Origin of the sequence: Paraburkholderia sp. RAU2J (genome assembly GCF_003634845.1) — a bacterium.
In the GTDB taxonomy this organism is placed as follows: Bacteria; Pseudomonadota; Gammaproteobacteria; order Burkholderiales; family Burkholderiaceae; genus Paraburkholderia; species Paraburkholderia fynbosensis.
Genome location: NZ_RBXG01000004.1, coordinates 1 through 17,596, shown reverse-complemented (window position 1 = coordinate 17,596; position 17,596 = coordinate 1). Strand labels below are relative to the sequence as shown.

The following is a 17,596-nucleotide window of genomic DNA, read 5'->3' as shown; positions in this document are numbered from 1 at the left end:
TGACCGAATGAACCCAATCGACTCAAAGCCAAACGAATCGCCGCTGCAGACTTATCGCCGGTTTCTCGAACAGGGTGTGCTCGCCTATCAGGCCGATAGCTCGACGAACCGCGCGTTCTTTTATCCTCGCGTCATCGCCCCCGGCTCGGGAAACGAACAACTTGAATGGCACGAGAGCGAAGGCATCGGTACGGTCTACGCCGTTACCGTTGTGTATCCAAAGGCTGACGCGCCCTACAACATCGTGCTCGTCGATATGGCCGAAGGATTTCGAATGATGAGCCGCATCGATGACATCGACGCTCACGAGGTGAACATCGGAATGCGGGTGCGTATGTGCGTGCAACGCGATGCGGACGGCGTGCCTTACCCGGCCTTTAAACTGGAGGAAGCATGAGTGAGCCAATATTGAAGCGCGGCGCGTGCGCAGTCGTCGGCGCGGCCGAATCCGATCTCGGCCACGTCGCGGCCGGCATGTCGCCACTCGATCTGATGGGCCAGGCTACCGCGAGAGCGCTTCGCGATTGCGGGCTGACTTTGAGCGATATCGACGGCGTGTTCGCGACCACCTCGCAAAGCAGGATGCCCACGCTCGCTCTTTGTGAGTATCTGGGCATCGGTCCCCGCCATCAGGACGCGACGAATATCGGCGGGTCGAGCTTCATGTCGATGGTGGCGCACGCGCATTTCGCCATCCAGACGGGTCTATGCGAAGTCGCACTGATTGCCTATGGAAGCACTCAGCGCAGCCGCGGCCGGGCGAGCGTCGCGCAGCCCGATTCGAACCCGCACGAAGATCCGTATCGCCCGGTTTACACCGCGAGTTCGTATGCGCTCGCGGCGTCGCGGCATATGCACGAATTTGGCACGACGCGTGAGCAACTCGCGAGCATCGCTGTATCGGCGCGTCAATGGGCGTTGTTGAACCCTTCGGCATGGGAGAAGGAGCCATTGACCATCGATGCCGTCCTGAATTCGCGCATGGTGAGCCACCCGTTGACGGTCAGGGATTGCTGTCTGGTCACGGATGGTGGAGGAGCGCTGATTCTGACATCCGCGCGACGGGCACTCGATCTGCGAGCGGCACCGGCATTCGTGCTCGGCGTCGGCGAAGATCTTGGCCACTACAACATCAGTTCGATGCAGGACCTTACCTCCACGGGAGCGGTGCGCTCGGGAGCGCAGGCGTACGCGATGGCCGGGCTTACTGCGTGCGACATGGACGTCGTCCAGCTCTATGACGCTTTCACGATCACGACGCTGCTTTTCCTCGAGGATCTTGGCTTCTGCAGGAAAGGCGAGGGCGGCGCTTTCGTGATGGACGGGAACATCGCGCCCGGCGGTACATTGCCGGTCAATACGAATGGTGGCGGTCTGTCGTATTGCCATCCTGGCATGTATGGCATTTTCGCGCTCATCGAGGCAGTCCGGCAAGTTCGCGGCGAAGCAGGAGCGCGGCAGATACCCGCCTGCGAGACGGCGCTCGCGCATGGGAATGGAGGCACATTGTCGAGCCAGAGCACAGTCATTCTGGGGAATGCGTCAACGCTCCATTGAACGAACACTACGCGCGTCGCACGAAGGCGCGCGAGAAGATAACAGCAACCAGCTTGCATGGATCGGAGTAAGCGCCAGGCGCCCGCTCTGGTCGACAGAGGAGACAATCATGGCTTCCACCCCCGTAGTCGCTTTAGAGTCGGACCGCGCCGTCTATCGAAAAATTGCCTGGCGGATCATTCCCTTTCTGCTTCTGTGCTATATGCTCGCGACGATCGACCGCTTCAACATCGGATTCGCCAAGCTTCAGTTTCTTCAGGATCTCGGTCTGAACGATGCTGTCTACGGGCTTGCAGCGGGCATCTTCTCTGTCGGTTATGTGTTATTCGAAGTGCCCAGCAATCTGTATCTCGACAAAACGGGCGTGCGCCGCACGTTGCTGCGAATCATGGTTTTGTGGGGTGTAGTTACCTGCCTTCTGATGTTCGCTCAGAACGCGACGCATTTATATGTTCTCCGATTTCTGCTCGGCGCGGCCGAAGCGGGCTTCTTCCCGGGCATTTTGCTGTATCTCACCTATTGGTTTCCGGATCGGTTGCGTGGCCGCATGACGAGTCTCTTCGTCGTCGCGGTTCCCGTCGGCGGCATCATCGCGGGCCCCCTGTCCGGGTGGATTATGGAACAGTTGCACGGCGTGGGCGGTTACAGGGGCTGGCAGTGGCTATTCCTGACCGAGGGAGCGCCTGCTATTCTTTGCGGAATCGCGGCCTACTTCTACCTGTCCGATGGTCCCGCCAGTGCAAACTGGTTGAACGATGATGAGAAGAATATTGTTCTCTCCGAGCTCGAGACTGAACGTGCGGCAAGAACGACGAAGAGCGGCTCATTCCAGGAAGCCTTGCGCGATCCGAAAGTGTACGTGCTCGCTTTTATTTACTTCGCGTACTTTTGCTCCCTGAACACACTGCTTCTGTGGACTCCGTCGGTTCTCAAATCCATGCCTGGCCAGACCGTTAGTTCGGTCGGCTGGACGAGCGGAGCGATTTCGCTCGTGTCGACTGTTGGAATGCTTCTGGTCGGATACAGCTCGGACAGGCATATGGAACGTCGCTGGCACATTGCGCTTTGCGGCTTCGCCGCGTCGGCGTCTTTCCTTTTGCTGCCGTTAGCCGCGCATCACCTGATGGCAACGGTCGTGCTGCTCGCCATTGCGTCCGTCGGCATATTCAGCGTACTCGGACTCTTCTGGACGATTCCGACCGGTTATCTGGGACGTGCAGCGGCCGCTGGCGGACTGGCGCTGATCACTTCTATCGGTTCGTTCGGCGGCGCAGTGAGTCCCGCGTTGATCGGACAGATCAAGGTCATGACCGGCAGCTTGTACATCGGGCTTGGCGTCATTGCAGTCGTGCTTGCCGTATCGATGCTTTCTCTGCTCGTTTGTGTCCCGAGGGCAACGCCAAGCCGGAGTGCGAGTCAGCAGCGCGCACGATGACTCGAGCAGGCAGACGAACGTACCCTGTGCATGGCGCCAAACGGCAGTTTTCGAGCCAGACTTTGTGAAGCCTTCAAGACTGCATAACGATGTGCAGATCGTAGATCGCGGCAGCGCCTGAGATCGCAATTGCGGCCGATTTGGCTTTGCCGAATCGGTGCACACCCGACGGTCCTTCAGGCGGGCGTCAAAGCAGATGGAACTTCCCGTAATAGAGCGAAGCGGACCTTCGAATGTCCGGGGGGGGGGGCGCCGGTCGAACGGCGGTTCCTGGCCGAACTGAGCCGTACCACCCGCCTTACCGGCCCGCGACCTCGCGCCACTTCCCGGCCGAACTGAGCCAGAGACTCGCCTCGCAGCATGAACAGAGTTGGCGGAGTCGGCTCGGTCGCAAGTTCGCCACCCTGCACTATCATGGTGGACTCGACGAGGGCGCACATGTGCACCTCGAAGCCAACCCGAATGACGCCCGCTGTTCACGAATCAGGATCTCATAGCCGACATGCGAGACGTGCCACACATCAAAAGCCGGTTGCTGATGGTCGCGGCATTCGCGCTCCCCGCGTTCGTGTTCATCAACGGCTGCAAGTCGACAGCGACGCAGGCCGTGACCGCGCCGGGGAAGGTCGCCACGGACGACGCTGCGCTCGCCGCCAGGGTGAAGCAGGCGCTCGTCGCAGACCCAGGGCTGAGATCCTTGCCGATCAGCGTCGCCACGTATCGAGGCGTCGTGCAGTTGTCAGGATACGTGGATGCAGAGGTACAGATTCAGCAAGCGCTTGCCGTGACGCGCGGCGTGGCGGGGGTGCAATCCGTGAGCAACGATCTACACCTGAGGCCGCAATAACGCGCGCTCGCCGGAAAACAGATGACGGACGAGACAGTGATGCCTGGGGTGCGCGCGACCAGCGGTTCCGTCAAAGGAACAGTGCGTCTGCGCCTTGACGGGCATTCCCCTGCGCTCTATCACGTTCGCCGGTTTCGGGCCGACCGTGATCGACCCACAACAGCCCGTTGACGCCCTTAGGAACGGACACTCGCGACGGGCAACGCGGGCTTAGATTTTCGGGGTAGAACAACCGATTAGTCGTGACATGCGCAAAGTTCGAACTCGTGGCCATCAGGGCTAACCAACACAATGCTCTTCATGGCTTCATTGTTTAGCCCGTCGAGAGCGACTGTTGCCCCAAAAGCCTTGGCGCGATCCAGAAATATATGCAAGGCGGATACGTCAAATTCGAACACAGGAACGCATCCGCTCCCGACGAACTCATCGCCAAAATCATTTAGCAGCAACCCGAAGCGGACTTCACCGAGCGAGAATTCGGTCCACTTATCCGACCTGCGGTTGGGCGCGCGTTCCAACAGGTTTTCCCAGAAAGCAGAACCGCGTTCCATGTCCGACACTTTCAAATAGGTGGTTCTAATCCGCATTGAAATGCTCCAAGAACGTTTTCGGAAAGACGAAACAGATAATAAAGCTTTCAAAAGTTTCACGTAAACAATTAATTGTCCACTATTTATGCACGAATATAGACTGACCGTTCGTGGCCGAGCATCGCCTCATGCGACTGGCATATCCCCAGCAATAGGCAGTTGCTTTCCCATCTCGAACGCACGAAGCTCATAGCCAAGTTCCTGATACAAATCGACCGCCTGTTCATTAAACGCCCAAACGGTCAGCCTCATGTCGTTGGCACCGTTTTTTCGCGCCCACTCTTCAGCAAGTTTCATCAGCGTGCTCCCGACGCCGCGTCCCCGCAGTCGTTCCAAAACAGCGACTGAGCCAATGCGGCCAACGGTCAACGGTTGCAACAGTGGACTTGTCGGCTGCATCACTTGAACGGTGATAAAGCCGACCGCCGTGCTGCCATGCTCGGCGAGAAACATGGCTCGATCTTCTCCCTGAAGGCTAGATAGCCAGTGCGGCTTGTCTCGAGCGAACTCTTCAGTGGCGTTTGCATAGACGTCAGGACGTGCCTGATGATGGATCGCGTTCAAGATTTGACCCAACTCGCAAATTTTCAAAATGTCGTCGATGGTTGCGCGGCGATAGCTTATCGAGTCGGTCATCTTCAGCTCTTGATGGTGGGGAAATAAAAAAAGGCGCCTTAAGCGCCTTGGTCGTTTGCACATGGAATGGACCGTGAGGTCGAATTCCTTGCTATGGACGTAACGACCCACGGCGCAGCGGATAGCGACCGTGATGATGGTGGTGAGCCTTGCTCGGGACGTTACGAAGTTCCATGCTGTCAATATTGGCACAAAAACAATTTCTGCGTGAGCACATTATTTTTTTGAGTGGCGGCTGTGTCTAACCGGGCATATCGGCCAGCAACGCCCATCGCTCGTGGTCGCGCCATTCGCCATTCGCCATTTATGCGGAGATAGCGAGGAGAAAAACCTTCCTGTTTAAAACCCAACCGCCGCACAAGTGCGATCGACGCGATATTCCCTGTTTGAATATTTGCCTCCACCCGATGCAATCCAAGTTCGCTGAAAGCATCATCACAGCTGCCCGTACCGCGTCCGTCATCAACCCTGCCCGGGCGAAGTTCGACATTCCGTAATACCCGAGATAGGCGCTGCGAAAAGCGCACATTACCATTTCGTTGATGTTCACCACACCGACAATTTGAATCGATGCTGCTTCACGCGCAATGAGGCCGACGTTCGACCCGGTGAGACCACCTGAAAACCAGTTTTCGAAGCCCGTTTGATCGGTAAAGGATGTGACCCAAGGCACGTGATAGTCCTGACTTGCTGAGTTTGCGGCGATCAAATCGGCGGCGTCGGCACGGATCACTCGGCTTAGCTGAATGCCACTCATGATGCTCCATCGTATAGGCGTGTGCAGGGCTTGAATTGTCGCCGATCCAACAGAGATGGATCAATCTCCGGAGTTGGCCGAACAGGGTCCGACAGGTTTCTCAGTCGTCCAGCTCAATGCGATAACGAAGAGTTTCCGCGAATCCATAGGCGGCGGTCTTTTTGAACCGGTCAATCAGGACACCACAGCATGCTGCGATCACCCGCTGTGAGGCTATATTTTCAGGATCAACCGTTAGTTCCACGTAGGGCAAGCCTTGCAGCCTCGCTTCGCCAAGCATCAAATTGAGCGCCTGCTTGGCGTAGCTGTTGCCTCGCTTCCACGGCACGACTGAGAAGCCGATATGTCCGAGCACATACGGCGGCAATTCGGCAGATCCAGCCTGCCAACGAAATCCGATCGCACCGCTAACATCGCCGTCCCAAATCCATCGGATGATGCTTGGAAGACGGGCAACGGTCGAGCCATCGGGCAAAGGAATCGGGCCGCCTGATGCGGTCGGATCATCCAGCCCGTCGACGAATGCCTCTGCGTTCAACTCGATAGCATTCAACTGTTCGCGCGCAGCGACCTCCTTACGAACATTGTCAGGTGACCATCCCGCCTCAAGGGCCGAAACGTAGCTTGCCAGCAACGCAGTCGTAGGCCTCAAGAGTTCGATCTCAGTCGTCATTTTCTTCGCCTCAGGAGGAATGATTGTCAACAGTTTAAGCGGCGGCGTCGAGTGTCTCAAAGTGGCCGGGTTGAGGCAGTGCCACCGGTAATTCGCTCGCCGGAGACCGGCCATTGAACAAGGGCGAACGAGCCCTTGGTTATTCAGATTGGACGGCGACCTCGACCGGCGGCTTGTGGCCGATCACTGCCTTATGCAAACGGCATGGATCTCCCGACCCTCGCAAGGCCGCGATCGGCAGCATACGTTTAGGTTTATTCGATGCCTGCCCTCGCGCACGGGCTCATGAGCGAACGACAACGCGTACGGGCAGGCGTTGAATAAACCTCGAGGAAGGAAACCGCGGAGTGGTCCGAGGCCGCGAATAACACGTCGGCCTTCATCTCGTCGACCACCCACAGAATTCGAATTCTGGGAAAACAGGTCTGTCAGCCTTGGGCGCGCACGCTCGACGCTGCCGATGCAAAGTCTTCACGGCGCTCGGCCCATTTCAGGATCGCATCCAGTGCCGGGCACAGCGCCTGGCCCCAATCGGTCAGGCGGTAGTCCACCTTCGGAGGCACCTGGTGATAGACCGTACGCGTCACAATGCCGTCCTCTTCGAGACGGCGCAGCTGCTGGGCGAGCATTTTTTGCGTGATGCCAGGGATCAGCCTCTCGAGGTCCGAAAAGCGCCGCACCTGACCACCGAAAAGGTGAAACAGGATCACCAGCTTCCAGCGTCCTTCGAGCAGCCTGAACGCGGCTTCAACGCCGATTGCGGCGGTCGCGGGAGTGTAGGCTTTTCGGTTGGACACGGCTTACTTACTTTTTAGTGCGTTCTTGCGATGTGGTAACTATAGCGCCATCATTGGGACGTGCAAACGTGACGTTCAGGAAAAGTCCATGAGCATCATCCTGCCGCCGCCAGTGGATGCTTATCTGAAGGCAGAAACCACCAGCGACACCGCTCCTCTTGAGAACTGCTTCGCTGCCGACGCCGTCGTGCGCGACGAGGGCCGCACTATCGAGGGGCTCGAAGCCATCCAGGGCTGGAAGAAAGACACCAAAGCCAGGTACCAGTACACCGTCGAACCGCTCGACTTGTCCCAGGATGGCGCCGCCGTGACGATGCGCGCCAGGCTCACGGGCGCCTTCCCCGGTAGCCCGGTCGAGCTGACCTACAGGTTTGTCCTGGCCGACGGCAAGATCGCGTCTCTGGAGATTCACTGATGAGCGCGGCACTCGAACTTCAGGACCTCCGGGCGCTTGTTACAGGCGGGACCAAAGGCATCGGTAAAGCCGTTGTCGCACACCTTTGCGAGGCGGGAGCGAACGTCCTCGCGACGGCACGTTCGCGTCCCGATGACCTTCCCGAAGAAAGATTCATCGGTGCGGACATCACGACGGCCGAGGGTTGTAAAACCATAGTCGACCCCGTGCTCGAACGGCTCGGCGGCGTCCAGGGAAGTCAGTCCGAAAGGCCGACGAACGACGCCCCTGGCCCAAATGACAGCGCGAAGGCCAATGGCCATCTAGCGGTGCATGAAGTCGTTGACGGTGAGCGACAGCCGCTCGTCTGGCCGCGCCAGTAACTGCCTTTGTGCGACCGCGACGATGCGGTTGCGGCCGTTCTCGAATGTCCTGAGTGTGCGCGCCGGGTCGGCGCCACGTGGTAGCCAGAAATGCTCTTCGAGTGCGTCACGCGCAACAGCGCCTTCGACCTCGCGGCCGCGGGTCGACAGCATGAAAACCACGGCGCGTCCGTCCGGCGAGACGGCGGGCGCGCGATCAGGAACTTCCATGACGCACCTCACGATATCATTCGCGGTTGTTGTATTTTGTACTGCGCCGCGCAGCGATAAATCTATCAGCAGTTGCAGGCAGCGCGATCGCCAGCGACGTAGCGATCCAGCGGCGGCCCGCCGCCCGTGATCGCCGGTCACAAGGCACCTGGTTTGATCTCCAGATTCGCCCCTTCTCGCTGCAAGCCGGGGTTTGGTTTTTGTGGTGTGAGCCGTCGAAATAGACGGTTAGTTGCGAATCTGCAATTGTTAATCTTCGCGAATGGTGAGCTTTTCCGGGAGTAATCCAGGTGCACAAAACGGAGCATCGAGCCCAGGCGCTCAATGCGCGAATCGTTGCACCGCTGCGTTGGGAGTTAAAAGAATTCTGGCGTCGCAGTTCACGCATTTCCGGCCAGTAACTGCCCGTCTGCACCGGTCAACGAGGAAGCATCCGTTCCGGCTCGACCGCATCCCAGGACAGTCACCACGAATGCGCTCCCTACCCGGCATGTCAGTTAGCCTGCGACGGGCAATGCCGCGTGCTGACGGGCAGCGCCGCGCATGTTGAGGCTCAGGCTCGACCCTCGGTAGCGTGACTCAACAGGAAAAGCAGAATGTGACCGGGAACTCACAATTTTAACTAAAAAGTTCACGAAAAGTGATCACTTTAATTATGTCAAATAAAGAGGTCATGAACTGACGGAGCATGCGGTCGAACGCCGCACGCACGGCCGCATATCCGGCCCTCTGTTCACCTGACGCCGGCCACCGTTCATAGTCCATGCGCCGGAAAGCTAGCGTAGCAGTCCCGCGACGCCGGCCGCCTCGTAATGCCGCACCACTTTGGCAAAATTTGCCAAAGCGTGCTAGAGTGGTTTCATGACCACTATGAACATTTCCCTACCGGATTCGCTAAAGGACTACGTCGACGAACAGGTTGGCGAGGGCAGCTACGGCACGAGTAGCGAGTACGTCCGCGAACTGATCCGAAAAGATCAGGATCGCAAGCGTCTACGCGCAATAATCGTGCAAGGCGCGACGTCCGGCCTCGCCGCCCCTGTTGACGCCGACTACTTCGCATCGCTGCGCGCTCGCGTGCGTACTTCTCGCAAATGACGGCTAAGCCCGTCATACCGACAAGGCTGGCCAGGCAGGACGTAGAGGACGAGGTGACGCACTACCTCGTAGACGCAGGCTCGGAGCAGGCCGCGCTCGGATTCATCACGGAGATCGAGCAGGCATACGAGCGTCTCTCCAAGCACCCGAACATCGGGTCTCCCCGTTACGCGTACGAGCTGGATATCCCAGGCCTGCGGTCGTGGCCACTTGATCGCTATCCGCACCTGATCTTCTATATTGAGCGCAAGGCTCATGTGGAAGTTTGGCGCGTGCTCAACGGCAAGCGTGATATTCCGGCTTGGCTGGAGAGCAACGACGATGAGACTCATTGACAGCCTCTGCACGGCACCAGGCCCGTGAGTAGCCTTCACGCACTTCCCACCTTTGACCGCCCCATTGCGCACGGCCATTGTATCTAACCGGCAGTGCCGATACTCACAAACTAATCGCGCTGTACTGGAAGATCGACCTCAACATCGTCGACAGGCAGCTGATACGGGCTGCGTTGTCGATCAGCCTTCCCCGCCATGCGCAGATTGTCACCGCGCAACTTGGAGGCACGGTCGAATCCAGAATTTGTGCAGCAGCCTGCTGCACAAATTGATAACCCATTCGTCTTAATACGCATAGGATTGCGAACTAACCTTTGATCATTCCTTTTATGTCAAATTGATAGTCGAGCTGCGGCCGCTATTGGTTAGCCGTTGGTTCAAGTAATTTTGTTCCCAGCTCCTTGGGCGAGCAAAAAACGAGGCTGCTCAGCGTACGGCGAAATGTTCGCGGGCGAATCCGGGGGTGGCGACACACTGGTAGCGCATCTGTCCGACCGGCTCCGCCACGATACGATCGACAACCGGTTCCGGTTGCGTGGACAGAAAGCCCTTGACGTCGCCGCGCGCAGTGCCTCGAGCGTATGGTCCTGATCGTCCACGACGATCCCGAGCGCCACATGGTGTCGCGCCAGCTCGCGCGTGACCGGCTCAAACCAGGTGGCAAGCGAATCGGCGTTGACGGCAAGGGCCAGCGCTGTTGTCGACGTCCTCCCCGGCGTGACACGCCGGAGCAGGTCATCTTCCTGCAGCCGGACTGCCATGAAATGACGAAACACGTCTTCGCCCGCTTTCGTCGGCATCACCGTCGGTTCGCGAATCAGCAGCAGCGCCCCGATCGACTGTTCGAGCCGTTTGACACGTCGAGTCGCTGCAGCAGAGGAGATATTCAGCGCGACCGCCGCTTGTGTGAAACTGCGATGTTCGACCACCGCGCCAAATGTCTCCAGCTCGATCATGTTCAACATCGCGCCCACTTTCATGAAAACCCTTTCATGCACGTTCCGCACCAATGTCTGATGCAGAATGACCTGAATAGAGATAGCCCTGGAGGCACGTGGCCCCGCACTCCCGCGCCTGTTGCGCGTCGTCCTCAGTCTCGATGCCTTCGACGATGACGCTCGCCGCGTAAGCCTTCGCGAACAGGATAAGCGGACGCAGACCCAGGGGACTTCGGGTGCCGCCTTCCTGTCTCAGGCAACGCAGATCGATCTTGACGATATCGACGCCAAGCCCGATCAGGGCGATCAGATTGTTGTGGCTTTCCCCAGGTCATCCAGTGCGATCTGGCAGCCCAGCGCCTGGAACGTCCTGACGAAGTTCCGTGCCTCTGTCGTCGAAGTCATTGCGGCTGTTTCCGTGATCTCGATCGTCAGCCTCGAAGCAAGGCATCTGTCTGCATGCAACTGTGAGACGATGGAGGTCCACCACGCATCGAGTGTGGCGCTATGCGCGGACACATTACAGCCGAGCCGGAGCGCAGGATTGCGGCGCAATGCGGCGATCGTCGCGTCGACGACCCATTCGTCAAGCCGCCTCACCATCCCCAGGCGCTCAACGGCCCCCACGAGACTGCCGATACGGATGCGCTGGCCGTTCCTTATCTCGCAAAGCAGTACCTCGTAGTACGTCACATCTTGCGAATCACCGGCGGCGCAAACGGGTTCCCGATCGAAATCGAGCCTTTTCTCCTCCAGTGCCGCGAAGACGGTAGCGGCTACCACCATATCGGCCTTGTAACGCTCACACCAGTGATGACCCGCAGTTGCCAGGTTTGCCGCATCGATGAAATCCTGGTCGAAGATAAAAACGATATGCGCACCGGTTGTTGCAACGGTAGCCCTCCCTGATCGTGAGAGCGCCAGGGCCCGCTCATAGACGGCATGCCGCACGCCAAGTGCAATCGACTCGCCATACACCTGCTCGATCTCGCGCAGATTTACGATCGTGGCGACGACGCAGAGCTCCCCGACCGATCCGGCAGGCTCCGCCGGCGCGTCGATTCGCGTGGACATCGGCCACTGGTAAGAACGTGGACGATCTTCCGTCTTTCGGTGATCATCGAAACTCTCCTTCCACGCGTCGCACTTGCTATCACCGGTCTCCTGCCTGGCAAGGCGACCCGGTACTAATCCGGACAGTTCATGAGCAGGATTTTCGGGCGGCGCCATAATCACCCCGGCATGCTAAACGTCCACACGTATTTTTTACTGCGCGCCGCGGAACCACGCGAGGCGCGGAACACGCATTCACCGGTTCCCGGCCGGCACGAGTTCGATGATCCGCAGCGAACTGACCACGCAACCACGAATCAGGACGTGGCAAAACTGAGCACATCAACGACGTTCACCCACAGCACACGAAGAAAGTCCCTGGCGCATTGCCGGTGGCGCCGACCGTGCTCCGAGTGTTCAGCCTGACGTTTTGTTTCACCGTCAGCCTCGGGCATACGAAACTTCAGCGATGCGCATGGCAGGTCTCTCTGGATCGGGTGGGAAAATGCACCATTTTCCGTTTCGGTGTCGAAAAAAGAACATCGCCTTTGGCCCGCTTCCGTTGTCTGCGACGACGCAAACGTAACGTCCCGAGCTGGATCGTCCGTAATGGCTGACTCGAAATCCTCTCTTCGGGTCGGGTGCCAACCAGTCCTCCACCATATTTCTCAACGACATTCCGACAATCGTCATAACTTCCTCATCGTTTTTGAAGGTTACGGTACGGCGATCTTGACGATCGAAGGTAGTGACCGGCTCGATGCAACGCGTGATTGACAGACCCCGAGCACCTACGTTTACTTCGGACTTGCCTTTTCGCGCTTCCGCGGCAAATCGGTACAGACGCCTTCGTACAACTCGGCGGCCATCCCGATCGATTCGCCAAGCGTCGGATGCGGATGAATTGTCCCGCCGATATCCGTTGCGTCCGCACCCATTTCCACGGCCAGACAGACTTCGCTGATCAGATCGCCCGCATTCAGACCGACGATCCCGCCGCCGATCACGCGATGCGTTTCCTCATCGAACAGCAGTTTCGTGAAGCCTTCGTCGCGGCCATTGGCGATCGCGCGGCCCGACGCGGCCCACGGGAACACCGCTTTGCCGTACTTGATGCCTTCCGTCTTCAACTGGTCTTCGGTCTTGCCGGCCCACGCCACTTCCGGATCGGTGTAGGCCACCGACGGAATCTGCAGCGCGTCGAAGTACGCCTTCTCGCCGTGCGCGACCTCGGCGGCGACGTGAGCTTCGTGCACCGCCTTGTGCGCGAGCATCGGCTGACCGACGATATCGCCGATTGCGAAGATGTGCGGCACGTTCGTGCGCATCTGCTTGTCGACGTCGATAAAGCCTCGATCCGTCACCGCAACGCCGGCCTTGTCCGCGCCGATCTTCTTGCCGTTCGGCGAGCGGCCGACGGCAACCAGCACCAGGTCATAGCGTTGCGCTTCGGCCGGAGCCTTCTCGCCTTCGAACGACACATAGATGCCGTCGTCTTTCGCTTCCGCCGCGATGGTCTTGGTCTTCAGCATGACGTTCGCAAAACGCTTGCTGTTGTACTTCTCCCAGACCTTGACCAGATCGCGGTCCGCGCCGGCCATCAGGCCGTCGAGCATTTCGACCACCTCGATCTGCGCGCCGAGCGTCGCATACACGGTCGCCATTTCCAGCCCGATGATGCCGCCGCCGATCACCAGCATGCGCTGCGGAATCTGGCGCAGTTCGAGCGCGCCGGTCGAATCGACCACACGCGGATCTTCCGCAATGAACGGCAGCTTCACCGCTTCCGAACCCGCGGCGATGATCGCCTGGTTGAACTTGACGACCTTCTTGCCGCCTTCGGTCTGCACTTCCATGTGGTATGGGTCGACGAACGCGCCGGTGCCCGTCACCACTTCGACCTTGCGCATCTTGGCCACGCCGGCGAGACCGCCAGTCAGCTTCTTGACGACGCCCGACTTGAAGTCGCGCAGCTTGTCGAGATCGATCTGCGGCTTGCCGAACGTGATGCCGTGCGCGCCGAGCGCTTCGGCTTCGTCGATCATGAGCGCGGTATGCAACAGCGCTTTCGACGGAATACAGCCGACGTTCAGACACACGCCGCCGAGCGTTGCATAACGCTCGACCAGCACCGTCTTCATGCCGAGGTCGGCCGAGGGGAACGCGGCCGAATAGCCGCCGGGGCCCGAACCGAGCACGAGCATGTCGCACTCGATATCCGCATTGCCGGAGAAGCTGCCTGCTTGCGGAGCCGCGCATGCGGTGGTGCTCGCCGGAAATGCTCCCGCGACAGACGCCTCGTGCGCCCTAACGTTTGTAGCTTCTAGCAGAACAATCAGCGTACCTTCCGAAACTTTATCGCCAACCTTCACTTTCACTTCTTTAACCGTCCCGGCTTCCGCGCTCGGCACATCCATCGTCGCCTTGTCCGACTCCAGCGTGACGAGCGATTGCTCCTTCCGGACCGTGTCACCCGTTTTGACCAGTACCTCGATGACGGGAATATCGCTGAAATCGCCGATATCAGGTACTTTGACTTCAATGAGAGTCATGAACAATCCACCTCTCGTTCAAAGAATCACGCGACGGAAATCGCTAAGCAGCGTCGCCAGAAACGCATTGAAACGCCCAGCTTCCGCCCCGTCGATGACTCGGTGATCCCAGGATAACGACAGTGGCAGCGTGAGACGCGGCACGAACTGCTTGCCGTCCCAAACCGGCTTCATGGCGCCGCGCGACAAGCCGAGAATCGCGACTTCGGGCGCGTTGATGATCGGCGTGAAGTTGGTGCCCCCAATGCCGCCCAGCGACGAAATCGAGAAGCAGCCACCCTGCATCTGATCCGGCTTCAGCTTGCCGTCGCGCGCGGCCTTCGACAGATCGGTCATTTCCTTCGCGATTTCGACCAGACCCTTCCTGTCCGCGTCGCGAATCACCGGAACCACCAGACCGTTCGGCGTATCGGCGGCAAAACCCACGTGGTAGTACTGCTTGAACACGAGGTTATCGCCGTCGAGGCTTGCGTTGAACGTCGGGAATTTCTTCAGGGCCGACACCACGGCCTTGATCACGAACGCCAGCATCGTGATCTTCACGCCGGCCTTTTCGTTTTCCTTGTTCAACTGCACGCGCAGCGCTTCGAGTTCGGTGATATCCGCTTCGTCGTTGTTCGTGACGTGCGGAATCATGACCCAGTTGCGATGCAGATTCGCGCCCGAAATCTTCTTGATGCGCGACAGCGGCTTCGGATCGATCGGACCGAACTTGGTGAAGTCGATCTTCGGCCACGGCAGCAGATTCAGCTCGCCGCCGCCTGCGGCCGCCGGCGCCGCTGCACCTGCGGGCGCAGCACGCTGGCCGGTCATCACGCCCTTGATGAAGGCGGTCACGTCGGCTTGCGTGATACGGCCCTTCGGCCCCGTGCCCTGCACTTGCGTCACGTCGACGCCGAGTTCGCGCGCAAACTTGCGCACGGACGGCGATGCATGACTCGAATGACGTGCGCCGCCTTCGCCGGCCGGAATCACCGGCGCCTGGGCGAGCGCGGACGGCGCCGCCGGAGCCGGCGACGGTGCAGCCGGCGCATCAAACGGTTTCTCTACCGGAGCCTTGGCGGCCGGAGCCGGCGCTGCTGCACCGCCTTCAGCTTCCACCACGACGATCACCGAGCCTTCCGACACGGTGTCGCCGACCTTGACCTTCACTTCCTTGACGACACCGGCGGCCGAGCTCGGCACGTCCATGGTCGCCTTGTCGGATTCGAGCGTCACCAGCGACTGCTCTTTCTCGACACGATCGCCTACCTTTACCGCGACTTCGATCACGGGAATGTCTTTGTAGTCGCCGATATCCGGCACCTTGACTTCCTGCAGGCCGCCGCCGCTTGCGGCCGGGGCAGCCACGGGCGCGCCAGCCGGTGTGCGCGCCGGGGCCCGGGCCGCGGCCGCCGCCGGTGCAGCAGCAGACGCCGGAGCCGGCGCAGCCGCGCTGCCTTCAGCGCCGTCCAGCACGACGATCAGCGAGCCTTCCGACACGTTGTCGCCGACCTTGACCTTCACTTCCTTGACCACGCCGGCGGCCGAACTCGGCACGTCCATGGTCGCCTTGTCGGATTCCAGTGTAACGAGCGATTGCTCTTTCTCGACGGTATCACCCGCCTTGACCAGCACCTCGATCACAGGAATGTCCTTGTAATCGCCGATGTCCGGCACCTTGATTTCTGTAACATGCACCTCAGTATTCTCCCAATGGCGGCTCAACGCGAGATCAACAATCTATTCACACTACGCCTCGTGAATGCGTCAGTGTTCGAGCAAACAGCAAGGCACCACCGCTTCGCGCAGTCCTGGCCAGACCGACCTATCGGTCAAGGTCGCCCGAATTCATCAGCATGTCGGTCAAGCCCGCGCCTGCTCGAACCATCGGCCAAACGTTCTCCGATGGATCAGTGGCAAAATCCATGAACACGGTACGGTGTTTCATGGCAAGTGCTTCGCGCAATACGGGCTCAACATCGCATGGGCGCTCGATGCGGAAACCAACGTGCCCATATGCGCGCGCAAGCGCCACGAAGTCAGGCAATGCGTCCATGTACGAATGCGAGTACCGGTCGCCGTAACTCACATGCTGCAGTTGCCGCACCATGCCCAGATAGCCATTGTTGAGCGAGACGATTTTGACCCCGAGGTCGTACTGCTTGCAGGTCGATAACTCTTGGATGCACATCTGGATTGACCCGTCGCCTGTCACTGCAACCACATCTGCATCCGGAAACGCACGTTTCACTCCCATGGCGTAAGGCAGTCCCACGCCCATCGTTCCCAGGCCGCCCGAGTTGATCCATCGACGAGGCTTGTTGAACCCGTAGAGCTGCGCGGCCCACATCTGATGCTGCCCTACGTCGGAGCAAATATAGGCATCCCCTCCAGTCGCTTCCCAGAGCCGTTGGATGACAAACTGCGGCTTGATTACGTCGGCGTCCGGTTCGTAGGCCAGGCAACGCTTCTCCCGCCAGGTCCATATCTGACGCCACCAGTCACTGCGATTTTCAGCATTGATACACTGCTCTTCGAGCAAGGTCAGAATCGCGTGCGCCGCAATCTTGACGTCCCCTACGATCGGAACATCAACCTGCACCCGCTTGTCGATGGTCGCGGGGTCGATATCAACATGAATAATCGTCCTTCGGTCGGACCGGAAGTCTCTGGTATTCCCAATGACCCGGTCATCGAATCTCGCACCAAGCGCAATCAACACATCGCAATGCTGCATCGCCATGTTGGCTTCGTACGTACCATGCAGTCCCGGCATCCCTAAGCATCTGCTGTCTGAGCCGGGAAACGCGCCGAGAGCCATCAACGTGTTTGTCACCGGTGAATCAACTCGATGCGCGAGTTCCGCGATTTCGTCGCTTGCACCGGAGGCGACCGCGCCGCCGCCCACCAAAATACACGGCCTGCGTGCGCGCGCGAGCGCCTGGGCCGCACGGCGCACCTGCCCGATATGAGGGTCCATACGCGGGCGATAGGATCGCAAGGAAACCGTTTCAGGGATGCACAATGGCGTCTTCGCCTGAAGTACGTCCTTGGGAATATCGACCAGTACAGGCCCGGGACGCCCGCTGCGGGCGATGTGAAACGCGCTCTTTAATGTCTTCGCAAGTTGTGAGACGTCCAGCACCAGAAAGTTGTGCTTCACGATCGACCGTGTGATCCCGACAGCATCACACTCCTGAAACGCATCGGTTCCTATAGAGAGTGTGGGAACGTTGCCGGAGATCACCACCATCGGAATCGAATCAAAATAGGCGGTAGCAATGCCCGTCACCGCGTTTGTCACGCCTGGCCCCGACGTCACCAGCGCAACACCCACCTTTCCCGTTGCACGCGAAAAG

Annotated in this window: 17 protein-coding genes and 2 pseudogenes; 8 read left to right on the top strand and 11 right to left on the bottom strand. The window is 59.2% G+C overall.

Features of this window, described 5'->3' with window-relative positions; all coding sequences use genetic code 11:
- Window positions 1-7: 7 nt before the first annotated feature.
- The 4 genes from B0G69_RS37615 to B0G69_RS37600 all read left to right on the top strand — a co-directional run bounded on the left by B0G69_RS37615 (window position 8) and on the right by B0G69_RS37600 (window position 3,839).
- Complete coding sequence (locus B0G69_RS37615) at window positions 8-397, top strand: OB-fold domain-containing protein (protein WP_121325166.1); 390 nt, start codon at window positions 8-10, stop codon at window positions 395-397.
- Entirely contained in the window at window positions 394-1,557 is a 1,164-nt protein-coding gene (locus B0G69_RS37610) for an acetyl-CoA acetyltransferase (protein WP_121325165.1), read from the top strand. Before B0G69_RS37615 ends, B0G69_RS37610 begins: the two co-directional genes overlap by 4 nt.
- A 109-nt stretch (window positions 1,558-1,666) precedes the next feature.
- Entirely contained in the window at window positions 1,667-2,992 is a 1,326-nt protein-coding gene (locus tag B0G69_RS37605) for an MFS transporter (RefSeq protein WP_121325164.1), read from the top strand.
- A 502-nt stretch (window positions 2,993-3,494) separates the two neighbouring features.
- On the top strand, window positions 3,495-3,839 hold the full coding sequence (locus tag B0G69_RS37600; RefSeq protein ID WP_121325163.1) for a BON domain-containing protein: 345 nt from the start codon (window positions 3,495-3,497) through the stop codon (window positions 3,837-3,839).
- A gap of 236 nt (window positions 3,840-4,075) precedes the next feature.
- Here the strand turns inward: B0G69_RS37600 and B0G69_RS37595 are convergent, their stop codons facing one another.
- The 5 genes and pseudogenes from B0G69_RS37595 to B0G69_RS37575 all read right to left on the bottom strand — a co-directional run bounded on the left by B0G69_RS37595 (window position 4,076) and on the right by B0G69_RS37575 (window position 7,292).
- Window positions 4,076-4,426: a VOC family protein gene (locus B0G69_RS37595; protein ID WP_121325162.1), complete on the bottom strand. Its 351-nt coding sequence runs from the start codon at window positions 4,424-4,426 to the stop codon at window positions 4,076-4,078.
- A 129-nt stretch (window positions 4,427-4,555) separates the two neighbouring features.
- Entirely contained in the window at window positions 4,556-5,065 is a 510-nt protein-coding gene (locus B0G69_RS37590) for a GNAT family N-acetyltransferase (RefSeq protein ID WP_121325161.1), read from the bottom strand.
- 241 nt (window positions 5,066-5,306) lie between these two features.
- Window positions 5,307-5,822: pseudogene (locus B0G69_RS37585) on the bottom strand (GNAT family protein).
- 100 nt (window positions 5,823-5,922) lie between these two features.
- Window positions 5,923-6,495, bottom strand: coding sequence for a GNAT family N-acetyltransferase (locus B0G69_RS37580; protein WP_121325160.1), 573 nt, complete (start codon window positions 6,493-6,495; stop codon window positions 5,923-5,925).
- A 428-nt stretch (window positions 6,496-6,923) separates the two neighbouring features.
- Complete coding sequence (locus tag B0G69_RS37575; RefSeq protein ID WP_121325159.1) at window positions 6,924-7,292, bottom strand: helix-turn-helix domain-containing protein; 369 nt, start codon at window positions 7,290-7,292, stop codon at window positions 6,924-6,926.
- 88 nt (window positions 7,293-7,380) lie between these two features.
- Between B0G69_RS37575 and B0G69_RS37570 the strand changes: the two genes are divergently transcribed.
- Both B0G69_RS37570 and B0G69_RS42520 read left to right on the top strand, forming a co-directional pair.
- Window positions 7,381-7,707, top strand: a complete 327-nt coding sequence (locus B0G69_RS37570) for a nuclear transport factor 2 family protein (RefSeq protein WP_121325158.1) — start codon at window positions 7,381-7,383, stop codon at window positions 7,705-7,707.
- Complete coding sequence (locus B0G69_RS42520; RefSeq protein ID WP_241991710.1) at window positions 7,707-8,069, top strand: SDR family NAD(P)-dependent oxidoreductase; 363 nt, start codon at window positions 7,707-7,709, stop codon at window positions 8,067-8,069. The genes B0G69_RS37570 and B0G69_RS42520 overlap by 1 nt, the downstream gene beginning before the upstream one ends.
- Here B0G69_RS42520 and B0G69_RS37560 read toward each other — a convergent pair.
- Entirely contained in the window at window positions 8,010-8,279 is a 270-nt protein-coding gene (locus B0G69_RS37560) for a DUF1488 family protein (protein ID WP_121325157.1), read from the bottom strand. The two genes, B0G69_RS42520 and B0G69_RS37560, sit on opposite strands and share 60 nt — an antisense overlap.
- A gap of 861 nt (window positions 8,280-9,140) precedes the next feature.
- Between B0G69_RS37560 and B0G69_RS37555 the strand changes: the two genes are divergently transcribed.
- Together B0G69_RS37555 and B0G69_RS37550 are read left to right on the top strand one after the other, a co-directional pair.
- Complete coding sequence (locus tag B0G69_RS37555; RefSeq protein ID WP_121325156.1) at window positions 9,141-9,377, top strand: type II toxin-antitoxin system ParD family antitoxin; 237 nt, start codon at window positions 9,141-9,143, stop codon at window positions 9,375-9,377.
- A complete protein-coding gene (locus tag B0G69_RS37550; RefSeq protein WP_121325155.1) occupies window positions 9,374-9,712 on the top strand; it encodes a type II toxin-antitoxin system RelE/ParE family toxin in 339 nt (112 codons plus the stop codon). The genes B0G69_RS37555 and B0G69_RS37550 overlap by 4 nt, the downstream gene beginning before the upstream one ends.
- 438 nt (window positions 9,713-10,150) lie before the next feature.
- Here the strand turns inward: B0G69_RS37550 and B0G69_RS37545 are convergent.
- The 5 genes and pseudogenes from B0G69_RS37545 to ilvB all read right to left on the bottom strand — a co-directional run.
- Window positions 10,151-10,692, bottom strand: a pseudogene (locus B0G69_RS37545) (LysR family transcriptional regulator); the annotation flags it as partial.
- Between the two features lie 264 nt (window positions 10,693-10,956).
- A complete protein-coding gene (locus tag B0G69_RS37535) occupies window positions 10,957-11,724 on the bottom strand; it encodes an EAL domain-containing protein (protein ID WP_158609053.1) in 768 nt (255 codons plus the stop codon).
- Between the two features lie 776 nt (window positions 11,725-12,500).
- Window positions 12,501-14,255, bottom strand: coding sequence for a dihydrolipoyl dehydrogenase (gene lpdA / locus B0G69_RS37525; protein ID WP_121325613.1), 1,755 nt, complete (start codon window positions 14,253-14,255; stop codon window positions 12,501-12,503).
- An 18-nt stretch (window positions 14,256-14,273) separates the two neighbouring features.
- Entirely contained in the window at window positions 14,274-15,935 is a 1,662-nt protein-coding gene (aceF, locus tag B0G69_RS37520) for a dihydrolipoyllysine-residue acetyltransferase (RefSeq protein WP_121325152.1), read from the bottom strand.
- A gap of 127 nt (window positions 15,936-16,062) precedes the next feature.
- The coding region (ilvB, locus tag B0G69_RS37515; RefSeq protein WP_121325151.1) for a biosynthetic-type acetolactate synthase large subunit at window positions 16,063-17,596 on the bottom strand (1,534 nt) is incomplete at its 5' end.